We start from the raw sequence: 17,218 nt of genomic DNA, 5'->3' as shown, positions 1-17,218 counted from the left end.
CGTAGTGCAAATTACAATACAATCGGCTTCCTGATTCGAGCGCGCCGGCATCGACCTGGCCATGTCCTGTGCATGGACTATCGGGCGCCCGCGCCTCTGCGAAAATCCGACGGCGACATGCCGGCCAGCTTGCGGAACGACTTGTTGAAGGCGCTGAGCGAGCCGAAGCCGGAGTCCATGGCGACGCGCAGCACGTTGGCGTCCTGGTGCATCAGCAGCGCCTGCGCGTAGCTGAGCCGCAACAGATTGACATATTCGTTGAGCGTCATGCCGGTCGACTTCTTGAAAACGCTCATGGCGTATTTGGGATGGATGTCGGCCGCCGCCGCGATGTCGACGCAGTCGATGTCGTAGAGGAAATTCTCGGCGATGAAGTCGCACATGCGCCCGACATTGCGCAGCGATTGCTGATCGAAGGGGCTGCCTGCTTCCTGCTCGATCGGGGTTTCGGGCACCAGCCGGTAAGGTTCGAAGCGCACCCGCTCCAGCCGCAGCAAGAGTTCGTTGACGGCGTGCTCGGCCTTGCCCGCATCGCCCGAGCGGACATAGCGGTTCCAGCGCTCGAAATTGTCGCTGTCGGACCGGTCGGTGGCATTGGTCACCAAGGTCGCGCCGGTCATCAGCCGGTTGCGGACGTCGGCGGGCAGGTGCAGCCGGAAGAAGTGCACCAGCGGCAGATGCGCGCCGGCATAGACGGCATCGTCCGACGCATCGTCCATCTGGTGCGGCAGGCCGCCCCAGAACAGGCACATGTCGCCGGCCGAAAGCGCGATCTCGTGCTCATCCATGCGGTAGTGCACGGCGCCGCGGACGATGAAATTCACCTCGACCTGGGCATGCCAATGCGGCTTCAGCATCACCAGGGGCTGGGTGTGAAACATCTGCAGCAGCAGCGGCAGACCCTCCACGCTGCTGGCGCCGGGCTGGTAAAACGGCCTTTCCGGCATCTTACTTTCCGCCCATTCTTTATTCCCTTTGTCGCGGACAAGCCTTCGCCAGCGCCTAGTCTAGCCATGCTCGCGAAGAGAGAGCAAATGAAATGGGAGGATTTCAATGCGCATCACACTGACCTGCGCCGCGTTCGCGCTTGCCCTGGGCTCGGCCCCGGCCTTTGCGCAATCCGGCGAAATCACGATCTGGAGCTGGAACGTCGCCGCTTCGTCGCTGAAGGCCACCATAGAAGGCTTCAACAAGCAGTTCCCCGACATCAAGGTCACCGTCCAGGATCTCGGCAACCAGCCGACCTACGACAAGTCGATCGCCGGCTGCGCCGCCGGCGGCGAGGGGCTGCCGGACATCGTGACGATCGAGAACGGCGAGGCCGAGAACTACTGGAGCCAGTTCCCGGACTGCTTCGTCGACCTCCACACGCTCGGCTATACAGCCGAAGACCAGGCAAAATTCCCCGATTTCAAGCGCACCGAGCTCGAAGTGGAAGACAAGGCCTATGCGATGCCGTGGGATTCCGGCCCGGTGGCGATGTACTATCGCCGCGACTTCTATGAGAAGGCCGGCGTCGATCCCGCATCGATCAAGACCTGGGACGATTTCATTGCCGCCGGCAAGAAGATCCAGGAGGCCAATCCCGGCGTGACGATGACCAACGCCGATTTCAACGGCGACTCCGAATTCTTCCGCATGATCGCCAACGAGCAGGGCTGCGCCTATTTCGCCGCCGACGGGCAGTCGATCACCGTCAACCAGCCGGGCTGCGTGGCGTCGATGACCAAGATCAAGGAGATGAAGGATGCCGGCATCATCTCCTCGGCCGATTGGGGCACCAAGATCACCAACAACACCGCCGACAAGGTCGCCAGCCAGATGTATGGCGGCTGGTACGAGGGCACCATACGCACCGAGTCGCCCGACGGCAGCGGCAAATGGGGCGTCTACCTGATGCCGAGCCTCACTGCCGACGGCCCGCGCGCCGCCAATCTCGGCGGCTCCTCGCTCGCCATCACCTCGGTGTCCAACAACAAGGAAGCCGCCTACGCCTACCTGAAATACGCGCTCGCGACCAATGAGGGCCAGATAGCGATGCTGAAGGGTTTTGGCCTGGTGCCGTCGCTGATCTCGGCGCTCGACGACCCCTATGTCTCCGAAGGCCAGCCCTATTGGGGCGGCCAGGCGGTGTGGAAGGACATCCTCGGCACCTTGCCGAAAGTCGTCCCCAGCCGCGGCACGCCGTTCCAGAGCGACGCGGAAATCATCGTCCGCGCGGTGCAGACCAAATATCTCGGCGGCGGCTACCCCGACGCCAAGGCGGCGCTCGACGATGCTGCAAGCCAGATCGCCTCGGCGACCGGCCTGCCGGTCGAAGAGTGAGCTACGCGGCTCCCCCTTCTCCCCTTGTGGGAGAAGGTGTCGCCGAAGGCGACGGATGAGGGATGTTCCAGGGAACACCAACGTCTCATTCCGTCCAACACCCCTCATCCGTCTCGGCGCTGCGCGCCGATCCACCTTCTCCCACAAGGGGAGAAGGAAAGACAAGACCGGCAAATCTAGAGACAGGAAGGAGAAAGAATGCGCTATCAGAACGCCACGGCGTACCGCTTCCTGGCGCCCTATCTGCTGATCTTCTCGATCTTCTGGCTGTGGCCGATCATCAACTCTTTCCTGATCTCCTTCCAGGCGACGCGCACCGTGCCGTGGCGGTTCGCGCCGACCTTCAACTGGGGCCGGCTGATCGGCGACCCGGCCTTCTTCAACGCATTGAAGAACACGCTGCTCATCCTCGTCATCCAGGTGCCGGTGATGATCACTTTGGCGATCGTCATGGCGGTGCTGCTCAATTCGCCGCTGCTCAAGGCCCGTGGCCTGTTCCGCTTCGCCTTCTTCGCCCCGGTCGTGGTGGGCGAAGTCGCCTATTCGGCGGTGTTCCGGCTGATGTTCAATCTCGACTACGGCATCATCAACAAGCTGCTGAACAGCGTCGGCCTGCCGCGTATCGACTGGTTTTCCAACGTCACCCCGGCAATGGCGGTGATCATGATCGCGGTGACCTGGCGCTGGGCCGGCTACAACGCCATCATCCTGCTCGCCGGTCTGCAGTCCATCCCCCAGGATGTCTATGAGGCGGCGACGCTGGACCGCGTCAGCAAGCTCAAGCAGTTCTTCTACATCACCCTGCCGCTGCTCAAGCCGATCATTGTCTTCTGCGCCGTGCTGTCGATCATCGGCACCATGCAGCTGTTTACCGAACCGTTCCTGATCACCGAGCGCGGCGGGCCGGGCGGCGGCACCGAAACGCTCGGGCTGCTGCTTTACCGCCAGGGTTTCAGGTCGCTCAATTTCGGCTACGCCTCGGCCATTGCCTACACCATGGCCGGGCTGGCGATCGCCATCTCGCTGGTGCAACTGTGGCTGACGAGGGAGCCGAAATGAGCTCACGTTCCGCTTCGAGCCGTTCCTCCTCAAGATTGGGGCGCAGCATCGCGCTGCATCTCTTCCTGACGCCGCTGGCGCTGATCTGGCTGTTTCCGCTGTGGATGATGGTGATCTTCTCGACCATGCCCGACAGGGGCATTTTCAGCCCCAGCATCGAGCTTTTGCCGCACGGCAGCTTCCTCGACAACGTCAACAACCTGCAGCGCGACACCAATTTCATCGGCGCCATCGGCATCTCGGTCTCGGTGGCGGTGACCTATACGTTCCTGTCGGTGCTGCTCACCTCGATGGCCGGCTGGGCGCTGGCGCGCTACCAGTTCTTCGGCAAGGGCGTCGTCGTCGCGATCATCCTCGGCACCATCACGCTTCCCTATGCTGTCGTGCTGATCCCGCAATTCATCATGGTGGCGCGCGACTTCAAGCTCGCCAACACCTGGGTGGCGCTGATCGTGCCGCCGCTGTTCAATTCGCTCGGCGTGCTGTTCATGCGGCAGAGCTTCTCGATGATGCCGGGCGATCTGTTCGACGCCGCACGCGTCGAGGGGGTCAAGGAATGGCGGATCTTCCTGTTCGTCGCGCTGCCGCTGGCGCGGCCGATGCTGGCGGCGCTCGCCATCATCCTGTTCCTTGCCTCCTGGAACAATTATCTCTGGCCGCTGCTGATCAATTCCAAGCCCGGCGCGATGACGGCGCCGGTGGCGCTCGGCACGCTGATCGGCCTCACCAAAGTGTCGTGGGGCGGCATCATGGCGGGCGCCGTGATGCTCACCGTGCCGATGCTCGTCGTGTTCGTGCTCTTGCAGCGCCATTTCGTCGCCGGCATTGCCGCCGGCGCCATCAAATAGGATCAGCATGGCAGCGGTCACACTCAAAAATGTCGTCAAGCGCTTCGGCGTCTTCGAGATCGTTCACGGCGCGAACATCGACGTCGACGACGGCGAATTCGTCGTCTTCGTCGGCCCCTCCGGCTGCGGCAAGTCCACGCTGCTCAGGATGATCGCCGGGCTCGAGGACATCAGCGGCGGCGAGATCGCCATCGGCGGCAAGGTGGTGAACGATGTCGAGCCGGCCGACCGCGGCATCGCCATGGTGTTCCAGTCCTACGCGCTCTATCCGCATATGAGCGTCGAGCAGAATCTGAGCTTTGGGCTGAGGATGAACGGCAACCCGAAAGCCGACACCGAGCGGCGGGTGAAACGGGCCGCCGAGATCCTGCGCATCGCCGAGCTGATGAAGCGTCGCCCGCGGCAATTGTCGGGCGGCCAGCGCCAGCGCGTCGCCATCGGCCGCGCCATCGTGCGCGAGCCGCAAGTGTTCCTGTTCGACGAGCCGCTCAGCAATCTCGACGCCGAGCTCAGGGTGCAGATGCGGGTCGAGATCTCGCGCCTGCACAAGGAGCTCGGCGTCACCATGATCTATGTGACGCACGACCAGACCGAAGCAATGACGCTGGCCGACAGGATCGTTGTGCTCAACGCCGGCAATATCGAGCAGATCGGCGCGCCGCTCGATCTCTATGACGACCCGGCCAACCGCTTTGTCGCCGGTTTCGTCGGTTCGCCGAAGATGAATTTTCTGGCAGCACAAGTGGTCGGCAACGACGACAATGCGACGGTCATCGAACTCGCCAACCATGGCGGCGCTCGGCTGCGGAAACCGCTGTCGGGCGCCCCGCCTGCGGTCGGCGCCGAGGTCGTACTCGGTGTGCGGCCGGAGCATTTCTTCGAGGCAGGCGAAGGCGATTGCGACATCGCCGTCAAGGCCGATGTCGCCGAGCACCTCGGATCGGTGAGCTACGTCTATGCCAGTGCCGGGGCCGCCCCGGGGGCCAATGCCGGACCAGAGGAACTGATCATCGAGCGCGAGGCGTCGCGGCAGCGGGCGACTGGCGATCACATGGCGGTGTCGATCAAGGCCGGCCGGTCGCTTCTCTTCGACAAGTCAGGTGCTCGCATTCGCTAGTGCCCAAAAGCATGCCCTCGGGCGGGAACCGAGAGTGCGCAGCGGTTTTGGGACGACGACATCCACACCAAGACACGAAGTTTTTCTTTCACCAACTCGCGACGCCGAGGCGACCCCAAGGAGATCCAGGAATGACGTCCGAACCACAAAAGATCCGCTGGGGCATTCTCGGGCCCGGCACCATCGCCAAGGCCTTTGCCGGCGGCGTCGCCCATTCGCGCACCGGCACATTGGTCGCCATTGGTGCGCGCAATCCCGGCAAATCAGGCCTCGCCGATAACTTCTCGGGTGCCCGCATCCTCGACGGCTACGAGGCTTTGCTCGCCGATCCGGACGTCGATGCGGTCTACATTTCGACGCCGCATCCGAGCCACGCCGAATGGGCAATCAGGGCGGCCGAGGCCGGAAAACATGTGCTTTGCGAAAAGCCGATGGGGCTCACCGCTTTCGAAGCGGACGCGATGATCCATGCGGCGCGCAGGGCCGGCACCTTTCTCGGCGAGGCCTTCATGTACCGGCTGCATCCGCAGACGGCAAAGCTGGTCGACCTGGTCAGGTCCGGCGCGATCGGCGAGGTGCGCATGGTGAAATCGAGCTTCGGCTTCGCCATGCCTGGCTTCATGCCGGAGCACCGGCTTTATGCCAACGATCTCGCCGGCGGCGGCATTCTCGACGTCGGCGGCTATCCCGTTTCGATGGCGCGGCTGATTGCCGGGGCCGCATCGGGAAAGCCTTTCGCCGAGCCGGACAAGGTCGCCGGTGCCGCGCATCTCGGCCAGTCCGGCGTCGACGAATGGGCCTCGGCGCTGCTGCATTTTCCCAACGGCATCGTCGCCGAAGTCTCCTGCGGCATCTCGCTCGCCCAGGACAATGTCCTGCGCATCCTTGGCACCAGCGGCCGAATCGAGGTCGCGGATTTCTGGTATGCGAGCGGCAGGGAAGGCGGCATCGGTGAAATCCGCATCATCCGTTCAGGCGGTGAGGAGGTGGTCGAGGTCAGGGAAGACCGCTGGCTCTACGCTTTCGAGGTCGACGCCGCCGGCGAGGCGATCCTGGCCGGAAAGCAGGAGTTTGCCTGGCCGGGGATGGGCTGGGCCGACAGCCTCGGCAATCTGCGCGTGCTCGACAAATGGCGCGCCGCCATCGGCCTCGAATACGAAATCGAAAAACCCGAAAAACGTGTCAACACCATCTCCGGCCGGCGGCTGCGCTCCGGCGGCACCACCATCCCGAAGCGTGAAATTCCGGGCCTGCCGCGGCCGGCCTCGTGCCTGGCGCTCGGCTTCGAGGATTTTCGCACCTTCTCCTCCGGCATGATCCTGCTCGATGCCTATTTCGAAGCCGGCGGCAACGTCTTCGACACCGCCTTCATCTATGGCAGCGGCTACACCGAAACGCTGCTCGGCCAATGGTTGAAGAACCGCGGCGTGCGTGAGCACTCGGTGGTCATCGGCAAGGGCGCGCACACCCCGCTCTGCTATCCCGATGTGATCGGCAAGCAGCTCACCCAGTCGCTCGACCGGCTGCAGACCGATCATGTCGATGTTTATTTCATGCACCGCGACGATCCCGACGTGCCGGTCGACGAATTCGTCGACGCGATGGATCAAGAGGTCAGGGCTGGCCGCATTCGCGGTCCGTTCGGCGGCTCGAACTGGACGAGGGAACGCATGGACGAGGCGATTGCCTATGCCGAGCGGACCGGCAAGCAGAAACCTGGCGCGCTTTCGAACAATTTTTCGCTGGCCGAGATGCTGGTGCCGATCTGGCCGGGTTGCGTCACCTCGTCCAGCGATGACTGGAAGGCCTGGCTGACCGCCCGGCAGATGCCCAATTTCGCCTGGTCGAGCCAGGGAAGGGGTTTCTTCACCGGCCGCGCCGGGCGTGACCAGCGTGACAATGAAGAGCTGGTCCGGGTCTGGTACTCCGAGAAGAATTTCGGCCGCCGCGACCGCGCGATCGAGCTCGCCAACAGGCTGGGCAAGAGCCCGATCCATGTCGCGCTCGCCTACGTCCTGGCCCAGCCGTTCCCGTCCGTCCCGCTGATCGGACCGCGCACGCTCGACGAGTTGGAGGACAGCCTGCAGGCGCTCGACATTGCGCTTTCACCCGACGACATCGCGTGGCTGGATGGCGGTTCGGACTGACCTACCTTGCCTTCTCCCCTTGTGGGGCCCGAAGGGCGGGCAGGCCCGTGACTCGCCCCGGGCGGTGGATCGGCGCGCAGCGCCGAGACGGAAGATGGGTGTTGGACGGATCGCCGTCGGTGCCAAGCTGGAGCACCCCTCATCCGTCGCCTTCGGCGACACCTTCTCCCACAGGGGGAGAAGGGGAGGCGCGCGTCCTGTAACTATCCGACTTTGCAGTCGAACGGCGACCGCGGCTCAAGTCATCGGGATCGTTTGCACCGCGTCTACAGTGTTGTTTGAATTAGCTTTTCTATTTCTTGAAAAGCTTGTTGCTTTCCTACATACTTCGCAAACCGGCCACGCAAGCATGATAGAGGTCGAGCTCCACAAACGGCAGGTATAAGTCATGACCGAAGCTGAAGGCCATGTACGATTGACCTCGGGCGACGAAGCCGATGGGCGCGACAGGCGCATCCCCGACATCATTTCGCTGGTGAAGGACTCTTACGGTGAATTGCGCCCGGCGGAGCGGCGCGTCGCCGATGTCGTGCTCGACGACGTCAAATTCGCGGTCGACGCCTCCAATGCCGTGCTCGCCCAGCGCGCCCAGGTCAGCGAACCCACGGTAACCCGGTTCTGCCGCGCCATCGGCTGCGAAGGGGTTCGCGATTTCAAGCTGAAGCTGGCGCAGAGCCTGGTCGTCGGCGCGCTCTATCTGAGCAAGCCGCCGCCGCTGAACAGCGACAATGGCATGCCGTACTGGAATGCCGTGTTCGGCGAGGCCCGCCGGGCGCTGCAGGAGGCCGAACGGCAGCTTGATCCGGCGCAGCTGCTGAAAGCCGCCGAGCTCATCGCCCAGGCGCGCCAGGTCACGGTGTTCGGCCTCGGCGGCAGCTCTTCGGCGCTGGCGCAGGAGACCCAGTACCGGCTGTTCCGCTATGGCATCACCGTCAGCGCCCAGTGCGACCCCTATCTGATGCGGATGACCGCCTCGACCCTGAAACCCGGCGACCTGGTGATCGCCATTTCGGCGACCGGACGCACCCGCGAAGTGATCGAGGCCCTCGAGCTCGCCAAGCATTACCGCGCCAACGCGATTGGCGTGACCGCGCCCGACACCGAGCTTGCCCGCGCCTGCGACGTCAGGCTGACGGTGGCGGTGCCCGAATATCCCGACACGCTGAAGCCGACCGCCTCGCGCTTCGCCTTTCTGGCCGCGATCGACCTGATGGCGGTGGCGGCCGCATACAAGCTCGACGGCTCGGCCCGCGAAACGGTCCGCCGCATCAAATACAACGCCCAGATCCACAGGACGGGCAAGGAGATGGAGCCGCTGGGGGATTGAGGCCTGGTTAAGGGGCGTTTGCGCTGCCCCTCACCCTTGCCCTCTCCCCGTGAAAAACGGGGAGAGGGGGTCGCCAGCGCTGGAGCTAGTCCCTTCTCCCCGTTGTTCACGGGGAGAAGGTGCCGGCAGGCGGATGAGGGGCAGCGCCGAGTTCGACAATTGACGACCCAATCCGGATTCGGCGACTCGAAGGAGAAAAAAATGCTCGACATGGCACCCTCAAAACAGGCGGCCAGCTGGCTTTCCTCGCTCTCCCGCGCCCTCGAGGCGGGGGACGCCGCGGCCGCGACCGATCTGTTCGTCGAGGATTGCTACTGGCGTGACCTGCTGACCTTCACCTGGAACATCAAGACGATGGAAGGCCGCGCGGCGATCCGCAACATGCTGGACGCCACTCTGGCGGCGACCAAGCCGACTGCCTGGCAGCTCACTGGCGAAGCAAGCTCGCACGAAGGCACGATAGAAGCCTGGTTCAGCTTCGAGACGTCATCGGCGTGGGGCCATGGCAACATGCGCCTGCAGGACGGCAGATGCCGGACGCTGTTCACGGCGATGAGCGACCTCAAGGGTTTTGAGGAGCGCAAGGGACCGGCGCGGCCGCTGGGTGTCCGCCACCAGGCCGATCCGGACCGCGAGACCTGGGCCGAGGCGAGGGCGCGCGAGGCGCGTGATCTCGGTGCCATTGAGCAGCCCTATTGCCTGGTCATCGGCGGCGGCCAGGGCGGCATCATGCTGGGCGCGCGGCTGCGGCACCTCGGCGTGCCGGCCATCGTCGTCGAGAAGAATGCGCAGGCCGGCGATTCCTGGCGCAACCGCTATCGCTCGCTCGTGCTGCACGATCCGGTCTGGTACGACCATCTGCCCTACATCCCGTTTCCGGAAAACTGGCCGGTGTTCACGCCCAAGGACAAGATGGGCGACTGGCTGGAAATGTACACGCGCGTCATGGAGCTCAATTACTGGACCTCCACAGAATGCATCAGCGCGTCCTACGACGAAGCCAAAAAAATCTGGACGGTCGAGGTCGACCGCGCCGGCGAGCGCATCACGCTGATGCCAAAGCACATCGTCTTCGCAACCGGCGCCTATGGCCCGCCGCGGCAGATCGACCTGCCGGGCGCCGCTGCGTTCCAGGGCGAGATCCTGCATTCCAGCCAGTATTTTAGCGGCGAGACATTCCGCGGCAGGCGCGTCGCGGTCATCGGCGCGGCAAGCTCGGGGCACGATGTCGCCGTCGACCTCTGGGAGAGCGGCGCTGCGGTGACCATGATCCAGCGCTCGCCGACGACGGTGGTGAAGTCAGACACGCTGATGGAGGTCGGCTTCGAGATCTTTTCGGAAAAGGCGCTGGCCCGCGGCATCACCACCGAAAAGGCCGACATGATCGTCGCCTCGACGCCGTTCGCGCTGCTGCCGCAAGGCCAGCGGGCGCTGTACGACATCATCAAGGCGCGTGACGCGGCCTTCTACGACCGCTTGCGCGGCGCCGGCTTCGCCATCGATTTCGGCGACGACGAGACCGGGCTGCTGATGAAGGCCTACCGCACCGGCTCGGGCTATTACATCGACGTCGGCGCGTCCGACCTGATCATCGACGGCGAGATCGGCGTCCGCAGCGCTGTCGAGATCAAGTCGCTGACGCCAACCGGAATCCTGTTCGACGACGGCAGCGAACTGGCGGCCGACGCGATCATCTCCTGCACCGGCTATCAGTCGATGAACGAAACCGTGGCGGCGATCGTCTCGCGCGAGGTCGCCGACAAGGTCGGGCCGTGCTGGGGACTCGGCTCTGGCACCAGGGGCGACCCGGGACCATGGCAAGGCGAATTGCGCAACATGTGGAAGCCGACGGCGCAGGAAGCGCTATGGTTCCACGGCGGCAATCTGGCGCTGTCGCGCTTTTACTCGAAATATGTGGCGCTGCAGATCAAGGCGCGGATGGAAGGCGTGGCGACACCGGTTTATGGGTAGCAGCGCATCTCTCCTTCTCCCCTTGTTGTGGGAGAAGGTGGATCGGCGCGNAGCGCCGAGACGGATGAGGGGTGTTGGACGGAGTGAGGCGTTGGTGTTCTCTGGAGCACCCCTCATCCGACCGAGCTTCGCTCGGCCACCTTCTCCCACAAGGGGAGAAGGAAGAGCCGCCCAGCCTTCACCCACGCCCGAAATGCCGGCTCACCACATCGACATGCGTCTCATGCGCATGCGCTTCGAAGCGTTCGGTATCGCCAAAATCGTTAGCCGCTTCGTTCGGCCACCAGGTGCCGCCAATCACGATGCCGTCCGATACCAGCCGCTGCTCGGCGATCAGCGATGCGCCGACCGCATCGACAAAGGTAAAACTGCCCGGGCGCAGCCGCAGCACCGCGATGTCGCCGACGGCACCGACCTTAAGCGTGCCAAGCTCGGGCCTTGCGATCGCCTCGGCCGGCCGTTGTGTCGTCGCGCGCAGCACCTCGACCAGCGGCATGCCGAGCGCCAGCAATTTCGACATGCAGACCAGAATGTCGAAGGCCGGACCGTCGACGCAGTAGAGATGGACGTCGCTGCTGATCACGTCCGGCGCCAGCCCTTCGCTGAGCATCGCCCTGGCGACCGCGAAATCGAACGAGCCCATGCCGTGGCCGATGTCGAAGATGACGCCGCGTTCGCGCGCCAGCCGCATGTCGGGGCGCACCACGCCCGAGGCGAAGACCGGCGCGTTGGGAAACGGCCTGAAGCAGTGGGTGAGGATATCGCCCTTGCGCAGCCGCGGCAGCACTTCCGAGCGGCCGGGCGGCGGCTCGTCGATATGCGCCATCAGCGGCAGGCCGGCCTGGTCGGCGGCCTCGAGCGCCAGATCGACCGGCGCGATGCCGCTGCTGCCGCCGGCATGGCGACCCGAGCGTACCTTGACGCCGACGACCACGTCTGCATGCTCGCGCGCCGCCGCCACCGTCTCGCGCGGTTCGCAGAGCCGCAGATCGCTGCACTCGCCAACCGAAACGGTCTGCGAGAAGCCGAAAATGCCGGCAAAGGAAATGTTGACATAGGCCAGGATGCGGACCTTCGAGCGCTCGATGACGTGGCGGCGAAAGCCGAGGAAGTTGCCGGCGCCAGCACTTCCGGCGTCGATGAAGGTTGTGGTGCCGCTTTTTGCGGCGAGGCGGTCGGCATCGACGCCGAGCGAGGTGCCGCCCCAATAGACGTGGCTGTGCAGGTCGATGAGGCCGGGCGCGACAATGGACCCCGTCGCATCGATGACGCGCGCGGCGCGCTCGAAGGGAATGTCGGCATCGATCGCGGCGATGCGGCCACCTGCGATGGCCAGATCGCGTCGCGCGTCGAGGCCGGACCCCGGATCGATGACGCGGCCGCCCTTCAGCAGGAGATCAAATCGCATCGGCGTCCGGCTCCTGTCTGTTCTCGTTCAACCGGCGTGTCCGCGCAATTCTCATATAGGCCATGTCGGAAAGCAACATTATTCGGAATTGATGTTGCTTTATTACAAGACCGTCGCAGGTGTGAGCGGGAGCGGGAGTGCCGAAACTGCCGATCTCCCCCTTGAGGGGGAGATGCCCGGCAGGGCAGAGGGGGGTGCTGTCCCGCCAACGTTTCTGGGCCGCGCCAACGCGGGCAGCACTCACCGATCAATCCGCGTCGACAGGATGATCGACGACGATGTCCGCTCGACCCCGTCCATCGCGCCAATCTCATCAAGCAGCGTGTCGAGATCCTTGATCGATGGCGCGTCAACGATGACGATCATGTCGAAATTGCCGCTCACCGAATGCAGCGTCCGCACCGGCGGCAGCGCCTGCAGGCTGCGCACCACCTTGTCGGCAAGCTTGGGCGTGACGGTGAGCAGGACATGCGCCCGCACCAGTCCCTGTTCGTAGTCGGGTGAAAGCCTGACGCCATAGCCGGTGATGATGCCGCGCTGTTCCAGCCGCTCGATCCGGCTCTGCACCGTCGTCCGCGACACGCCGAGCCGCCGCGCCAGTTCGGCCGTCGAGGCGCGCGCATTCGCGCGCAGCAGGGAGAGCAGGGCCTGTTCGGCGTTGCTAAGCACTTTCGACGAACCTCATCAGCATACTGTCCAATTTGGCACTTCGTTTTGAACAGTTCAACACTTCCTTTCGACAGGCAAGCTGCGATTCTGTCCGCTCTGTGAAAGGCAAGGCGAGGGAACTGTCATGAACAACATCATAATTGTCGGCGCCGGCAAGATCGGCTCGACCATCGCCGAGATGCTGGTTTCCACCGGCGACTATCACATAACCCTCGTCGACCGTTCGGCCGCACAGCTCGGCGCGGCCGAACTGCCTGAAACGGTCGAGACGCTGGAACTCGACATCGAAGCCGCCGGCACGCTCGAAGCGGCCCTGGCCGGCAAGTTCGCGGTGCTCAGCGCCGCGCCCTTCCACCTGACCACGCGCATCGCCGAAGCGGCGGCCAGTGCCGATGTGCATTATCTCGATCTGACCGAGGACGTCGTCGCGACCCGGCGCGTCAGGCAATTGGCGCGTACAGCCAACAGCGCCTTCATCCCGCAATGCGGGCTGGCGCCGGGCTTCATCTCGATCGTCGCCAATGATCTCGCCAGCCGCTTCGACACGCTGGAGAGCGTGCGCATGCGGGTCGGCGCACTGCCGCAATACCCGTCGAATGCGCTGAATTACAATCTGACCTGGAGCACGGACGGCGTCATCAACGAATATTGCGAGCCTTGCGAGGCGATCGTCGAAGGCGAACTGATCGAGGTACCGCCGCTGGAGGAGCGCGAGGAATTCTCGCTCGACGGCGTCACCTACGAGGCGTTCAACACCTCGGGCGGGCTCGGCACTCTGGCCGAAACGCTGAAGGGCAAGGTGCGCACGCTGAACTATCGCACCATCCGCTACCCCGGCCACGCCGCGATCATGAAGGCGCTGCTCAACGATCTCGGCCTGCGCCACCGCCGCGACGTGCTGAAGGACATTTTTGAGAGCGCCCTGCCGGCGACGCTGCAGGACGTGGTCATCGTCTTCGTCACCGTCAGCGGCCGCAAGAACGGCCGCCTGCTGCAGGAAACCTACGCCAACAAGATCTACGCCAGGCGCGTCGGCGACAAGGTGCGCAGCGCCATCCAGATCACCACCGCCTCCGCCATCTGCGCTGTGCTCGACATGCTGGCCGACGGCAGCTTGCCGGCGCAGGGTTTTATCAAGCAGGAAGACATCGCGCTCGACGCGTTCCTCGCCAACCGCTTCGGCCGCGCCTATGCGCAGCACGAGATGGTTAGCCGGCTTGCGGGTTAGGTGTGACATCTCCCCACTCGAGGGGGAGATGTCGCCGAAGGCGACAGAGGGGGGGTCGCCTCGCGTAGAACGCCACCCTCCATCTGTCGCAAGGGAGGTCGCATCCTGTCGAACCGACCCCTCTGGCCTGCCGGCCATCTCCCCTCAAAGGGGGGAGATCACCTCCTCTCAAACATGCAACACCCGCCCAAGCGCCTTCAGCGCCGCCTCCTGAAAACCCTCGCCCTGCGTCGGATGGGCATGGATGGTGCCGGCGATATCCTCCAACCGCGCGCCCATTTCCAGCGCCAGGCCGAACGCCGTCGACAGTTCCGACACGCCCTGGCCGACCGCCTGAATGCCGAGCACCAGATGGTTGTCCGCGCGGGCGACAACCCGGACGAAGCCATCCTCACTCAGCTTGGTCATCGCCCGGCCATTGGCGGCGAACGGAAACAGGCCGACCTTGATCTCGCCGCCGAGCCCCTTGGCCTCCTCCGGCGACAGGCCGGCGGTGATCAGCTCCGGATCGGTGAAGCAGATGGCGGGAATTGAGCGCTTGTCCCAGCTGCGCTTGTGGCCGGCGACGATCTCGGCGACCATTTCGCCTTGCGCCATCGCCCGGTGCGCCAGCATCGGCTCGCCGGTGACGTCGCCAATGGCAAAGATGCCGCGCATCGAGGTGCGGCACTGGTCGTCGATGCGGATGAATTTACCCGCCATATCGAGGTCGATCTGCTCCAGCCCCCAGTCTTCGACCACCGGCTTGCGCCCGACGGTGACCAGGATCCTGTCGGCAGCGATCTTGCCATTCTTGCCGCTCGCCGTTTCGACCAGCAGCGCATCGCCCTTGCTCGACAGGCCCTTGGCCTTGGCATTCACGAGCACCTCGATGCCGAGCTCGGCGAGCCGCTTCACCACCGGCCGGGTCAGCTCGGCATCATATAGCGCCAGCACGCGCGGCAAGGCCTCGACCACGCTCACCTTGGCGCCCAGCTTGGCGAAGGCGATGCCGAGCTCGAGCCCGATATAGCCGCCACCGACGACGGCAAGCCTTTCCGGCACTTCGCTCAGCTCCAGCGCTTCGGTAGACGAGATTACCGGCCCACCGAACGGCAGTGACGGCAGCTCGACCGGCGCCGAGCCGGTGGCGATCACCACCGTCTCGGCGCGGACGACCTGCATGCCGGTCTCGGTCTGGACCTCGACGGTCTTGCCGTCGCGGAATTTCGCCCAGCCATGCACGGTCTTGACCCCGGCCTTCTTGAGCAGGCCGGCAACGCCGCTGTTCAGCCGGCTAACGATACCGTCCTTCCATGCGACGGTCGCTTCGAGATCAATCGATGGCGTGGCGATTGAAATGCCGAGCGGGCTCTTGCCGCTCGTCATGTGCGAGATTTTCTCGAACTCCTCGGCCGCATGGATCAGCGCCTTGGACGGAATGCAGCCGACATTGAGGCAGGTGCCGCCCGGCTTGCCGAATTCGACGATCACCGTATCGATGCCGAGCTGGCCGGCGCGGATGGCGCAGACATAGCCGCCCGGACCGGCGCCGATGACGAGCAGCTTGCAGGATATTTCCTTCATGGGGTTCCTCTCAAGGCGTCGCAGCGGTGCAAAATTTTGCTGTCGGAGGGACAGCACCCCGTCCGGTAGGACAGAGGGGGGGTGGGAAGGATCGTTGCCCCTCTCATTTCTTGCATCACAGCCTCAATCCACAAAAATCAGCGCCGGGGTCTCCAGCAGCGTCTTGATCCGTTGAATAAACACCGCTGCGTCCCAGCCGTCGATGACGCGGTGGTCGAAGCTGGAGGACAGGTTCATCATCTTGCGCGGCATGAACTGGGTGCCGTCCCACACCGGCCGCATCATCATCTTGTTGACGCCGAGGATCGCCACTTCCGGATGATTGATCACCGGCGTCGTCGCCACGCCGCCCATGGCGCCGAGCGAGGTGATGGTGATCGTCGATCCCGACAGCTCGTCGCGCGCCGCCGTGCCTGACTTGGCTGCCTCGGCCAGCCTGAAAACCTCGGCGGCGCAATCCCAGATGTCGCGTGCCTCGGCGTGCTTGACCACCGGCACCACCAGCCCCGAAGGCGTCTGCGCGGCAATGCCGATATGGACGCCGCCATGCTGGTGGACGATGCCGGCCTCATCGTCGAACAGCGCGTTGATATTGGGCTGGTCGGCGATCGCCTTGACCATCGCCCGCATCAGGAACGGCAGCAGCGTCAGCTTCGGCCGCTCGACGCCGCTGCGCTTCTCCTTGTTGAGCGCCGCGCGCAAATCCTCCAATGCCGTAACGTCGATCTCCTCGACATAGGTGATGTGCGGGATGCGCGACTTGGCCAGCGCCATCTTCTCGGCGATCTTGCGCCTGAGCCCGATGATCTTGATGTCCTCGACGGCCTCGTTGCGGGCGAGGCCGGAGACCTTCGCAAGCTGCGGTCCGCGCGCCAGGAAGGCGTCGATGTCCTCGTGGAGAATGCGGCCGGCCGGGCCGCTTCCCCTGACCTGTCGGAGATCGACACCGGCCTCTTTCGCCCTGAGGCGGACGGCCGGCGACGCCAGCGGCTTTTCACCTTCGGGGCGCGGCGCGGCGACGGATGCAGGCCCCCGATCGACCGCAGCACCCCCACCCCTGGCCCCTCCCCACAAGGGGGAGGAGGATTCCGTCGCCGATGCAACCTCACGCTCAGAGACTTTTCCGGGCGGGGGCGGGGGCGGGGGCGGGGCCGATTTGGCACTGGCTTCAGCGGCCTGGGCGCGTCCCCCTCCCCCTTGTGGGGAGGGGCCAGGGGTCGGGGTAGCGCCGGTGGGGGTTACCTCGCCGCCCGGCTCCGCAGCTGCCCCCACATTGCCCTCGCCGGCCACTTTCAGGCGTACGATGGGCGAGCCGATCGCCACCGTGTCGCCGATCTCCGCACCCAGCCAGACGATCTCGCCGTCGACTGGCGAAGGAATCTCGACCGTCGCCTTGTCGGTCATGACGGCGGCAAGCACCGCGTCCTCGCGCACGAGATCGCCGACCTTGACCTGCCACTCGACCAACTCGGCCTCGGCGACGCCTTCGCCGACATCGGGCAGCTTGATCACATATTCGCCCATCGTCAGGTCCCCTCTACCGAAGCGTTTGC

At 64.6% G+C, this 17,218-nt stretch carries 13 protein-coding genes; 8 read left to right on the top strand and 5 right to left on the bottom strand.

What is annotated here, in order from left to right; translation table 11 throughout:
• Window positions 1-77: 77 nt before the first annotated feature.
• Window positions 78-947 carry a helix-turn-helix domain-containing protein gene (locus M727_RS0116845; protein WP_027153653.1) on the bottom strand — a complete coding sequence of 290 codons (870 nt, stop codon included), beginning with the start codon at window positions 945-947 and terminating at the stop codon, window positions 78-80.
• A 106-nt stretch (window positions 948-1,053) separates the two neighbouring features.
• On the opposite strand from M727_RS0116845, the gene M727_RS0116840 reads away from it, so the two are divergent.
• From M727_RS0116840 to M727_RS0116805, 7 genes are all read left to right on the top strand, one after another.
• On the top strand, window positions 1,054-2,325 hold the full coding sequence (locus M727_RS0116840) for an ABC transporter substrate-binding protein (RefSeq protein WP_027153652.1): 1,272 nt from the start codon (window positions 1,054-1,056) through the stop codon (window positions 2,323-2,325).
• A gap of 198 nt (window positions 2,326-2,523) precedes the next feature.
• Window positions 2,524-3,384 carry a sugar ABC transporter permease gene (locus tag M727_RS0116835; RefSeq protein WP_023802709.1) on the top strand — a complete coding sequence of 287 codons (861 nt, stop codon included), beginning with the start codon at window positions 2,524-2,526 and terminating at the stop codon, window positions 3,382-3,384.
• Complete coding sequence (locus M727_RS0116830) at window positions 3,381-4,232, top strand: carbohydrate ABC transporter permease (RefSeq protein ID WP_036262495.1); 852 nt, start codon at window positions 3,381-3,383, stop codon at window positions 4,230-4,232. Before M727_RS0116835 ends, M727_RS0116830 begins: the two co-directional genes overlap by 4 nt.
• A gap of 7 nt (window positions 4,233-4,239) precedes the next feature.
• Window positions 4,240-5,349 (top strand): sn-glycerol-3-phosphate ABC transporter ATP-binding protein UgpC, encoded by a 1,110-nt coding sequence (ugpC, locus tag M727_RS0116825; protein WP_027153650.1) that lies wholly within the window; start codon window positions 4,240-4,242, stop codon window positions 5,347-5,349.
• A 131-nt stretch (window positions 5,350-5,480) separates the two neighbouring features.
• Window positions 5,481-7,496 carry an aldo/keto reductase gene (locus M727_RS0116820; protein WP_027153649.1) on the top strand — a complete coding sequence of 672 codons (2,016 nt, stop codon included), beginning with the start codon at window positions 5,481-5,483 and terminating at the stop codon, window positions 7,494-7,496.
• Window positions 7,497-7,884: 388 nt separating this feature from the next.
• Window positions 7,885-8,823, top strand: a complete 939-nt coding sequence (locus tag M727_RS0116810; protein WP_027153647.1) for a MurR/RpiR family transcriptional regulator — start codon at window positions 7,885-7,887, stop codon at window positions 8,821-8,823.
• Between the two features lie 201 nt (window positions 8,824-9,024).
• Window positions 9,025-10,794: an NAD(P)/FAD-dependent oxidoreductase gene (locus M727_RS0116805; RefSeq protein WP_027153646.1), complete on the top strand. Its 1,770-nt coding sequence runs from the start codon at window positions 9,025-9,027 to the stop codon at window positions 10,792-10,794.
• Between the two features lie 178 nt (window positions 10,795-10,972).
• Here the strand turns inward: M727_RS0116805 and M727_RS0116800 are convergent, their stop codons facing one another.
• Entirely contained in the window at window positions 10,973-12,202 is a 1,230-nt protein-coding gene (locus M727_RS0116800; RefSeq protein ID WP_027153645.1) for an amidohydrolase/deacetylase family metallohydrolase, read from the bottom strand.
• A 240-nt stretch (window positions 12,203-12,442) separates the two neighbouring features.
• A complete protein-coding gene (locus M727_RS0116790; RefSeq protein WP_027153643.1) occupies window positions 12,443-12,871 on the bottom strand; it encodes an Lrp/AsnC family transcriptional regulator in 429 nt (142 codons plus the stop codon).
• A gap of 124 nt (window positions 12,872-12,995) precedes the next feature.
• Here M727_RS0116790 and M727_RS0116785 point away from each other — a divergent pair, with 124 nt between their 5' ends.
• Entirely contained in the window at window positions 12,996-14,099 is a 1,104-nt protein-coding gene (locus tag M727_RS0116785; RefSeq protein WP_027153642.1) for a saccharopine dehydrogenase family protein, read from the top strand.
• 168 nt (window positions 14,100-14,267) lie between these two features.
• On the opposite strand, the gene lpdA is transcribed toward M727_RS0116785, so the two are convergent.
• Window positions 14,268-15,665, bottom strand: a complete 1,398-nt coding sequence (gene lpdA, locus M727_RS0116780; RefSeq protein WP_027153641.1) for a dihydrolipoyl dehydrogenase — start codon at window positions 15,663-15,665, stop codon at window positions 14,268-14,270.
• A gap of 123 nt (window positions 15,666-15,788) precedes the next feature.
• Complete coding sequence (locus tag M727_RS0116775) at window positions 15,789-17,189, bottom strand: dihydrolipoamide acetyltransferase family protein (protein ID WP_027153640.1); 1,401 nt, start codon at window positions 17,187-17,189, stop codon at window positions 15,789-15,791.
• Window positions 17,190-17,218 lie beyond the last annotated feature (29 nt).

Origin of the sequence: Mesorhizobium sp. WSM2561, assembly GCF_000513915.1 — a bacterium.
Lineage (GTDB): Bacteria > Pseudomonadota > Alphaproteobacteria > Rhizobiales > Rhizobiaceae > Mesorhizobium > Mesorhizobium muleiense.
The sequence above is the reverse complement of the archived record's forward strand: the minus strand, read 5'-3'. Positions and strand labels throughout refer to the sequence as shown.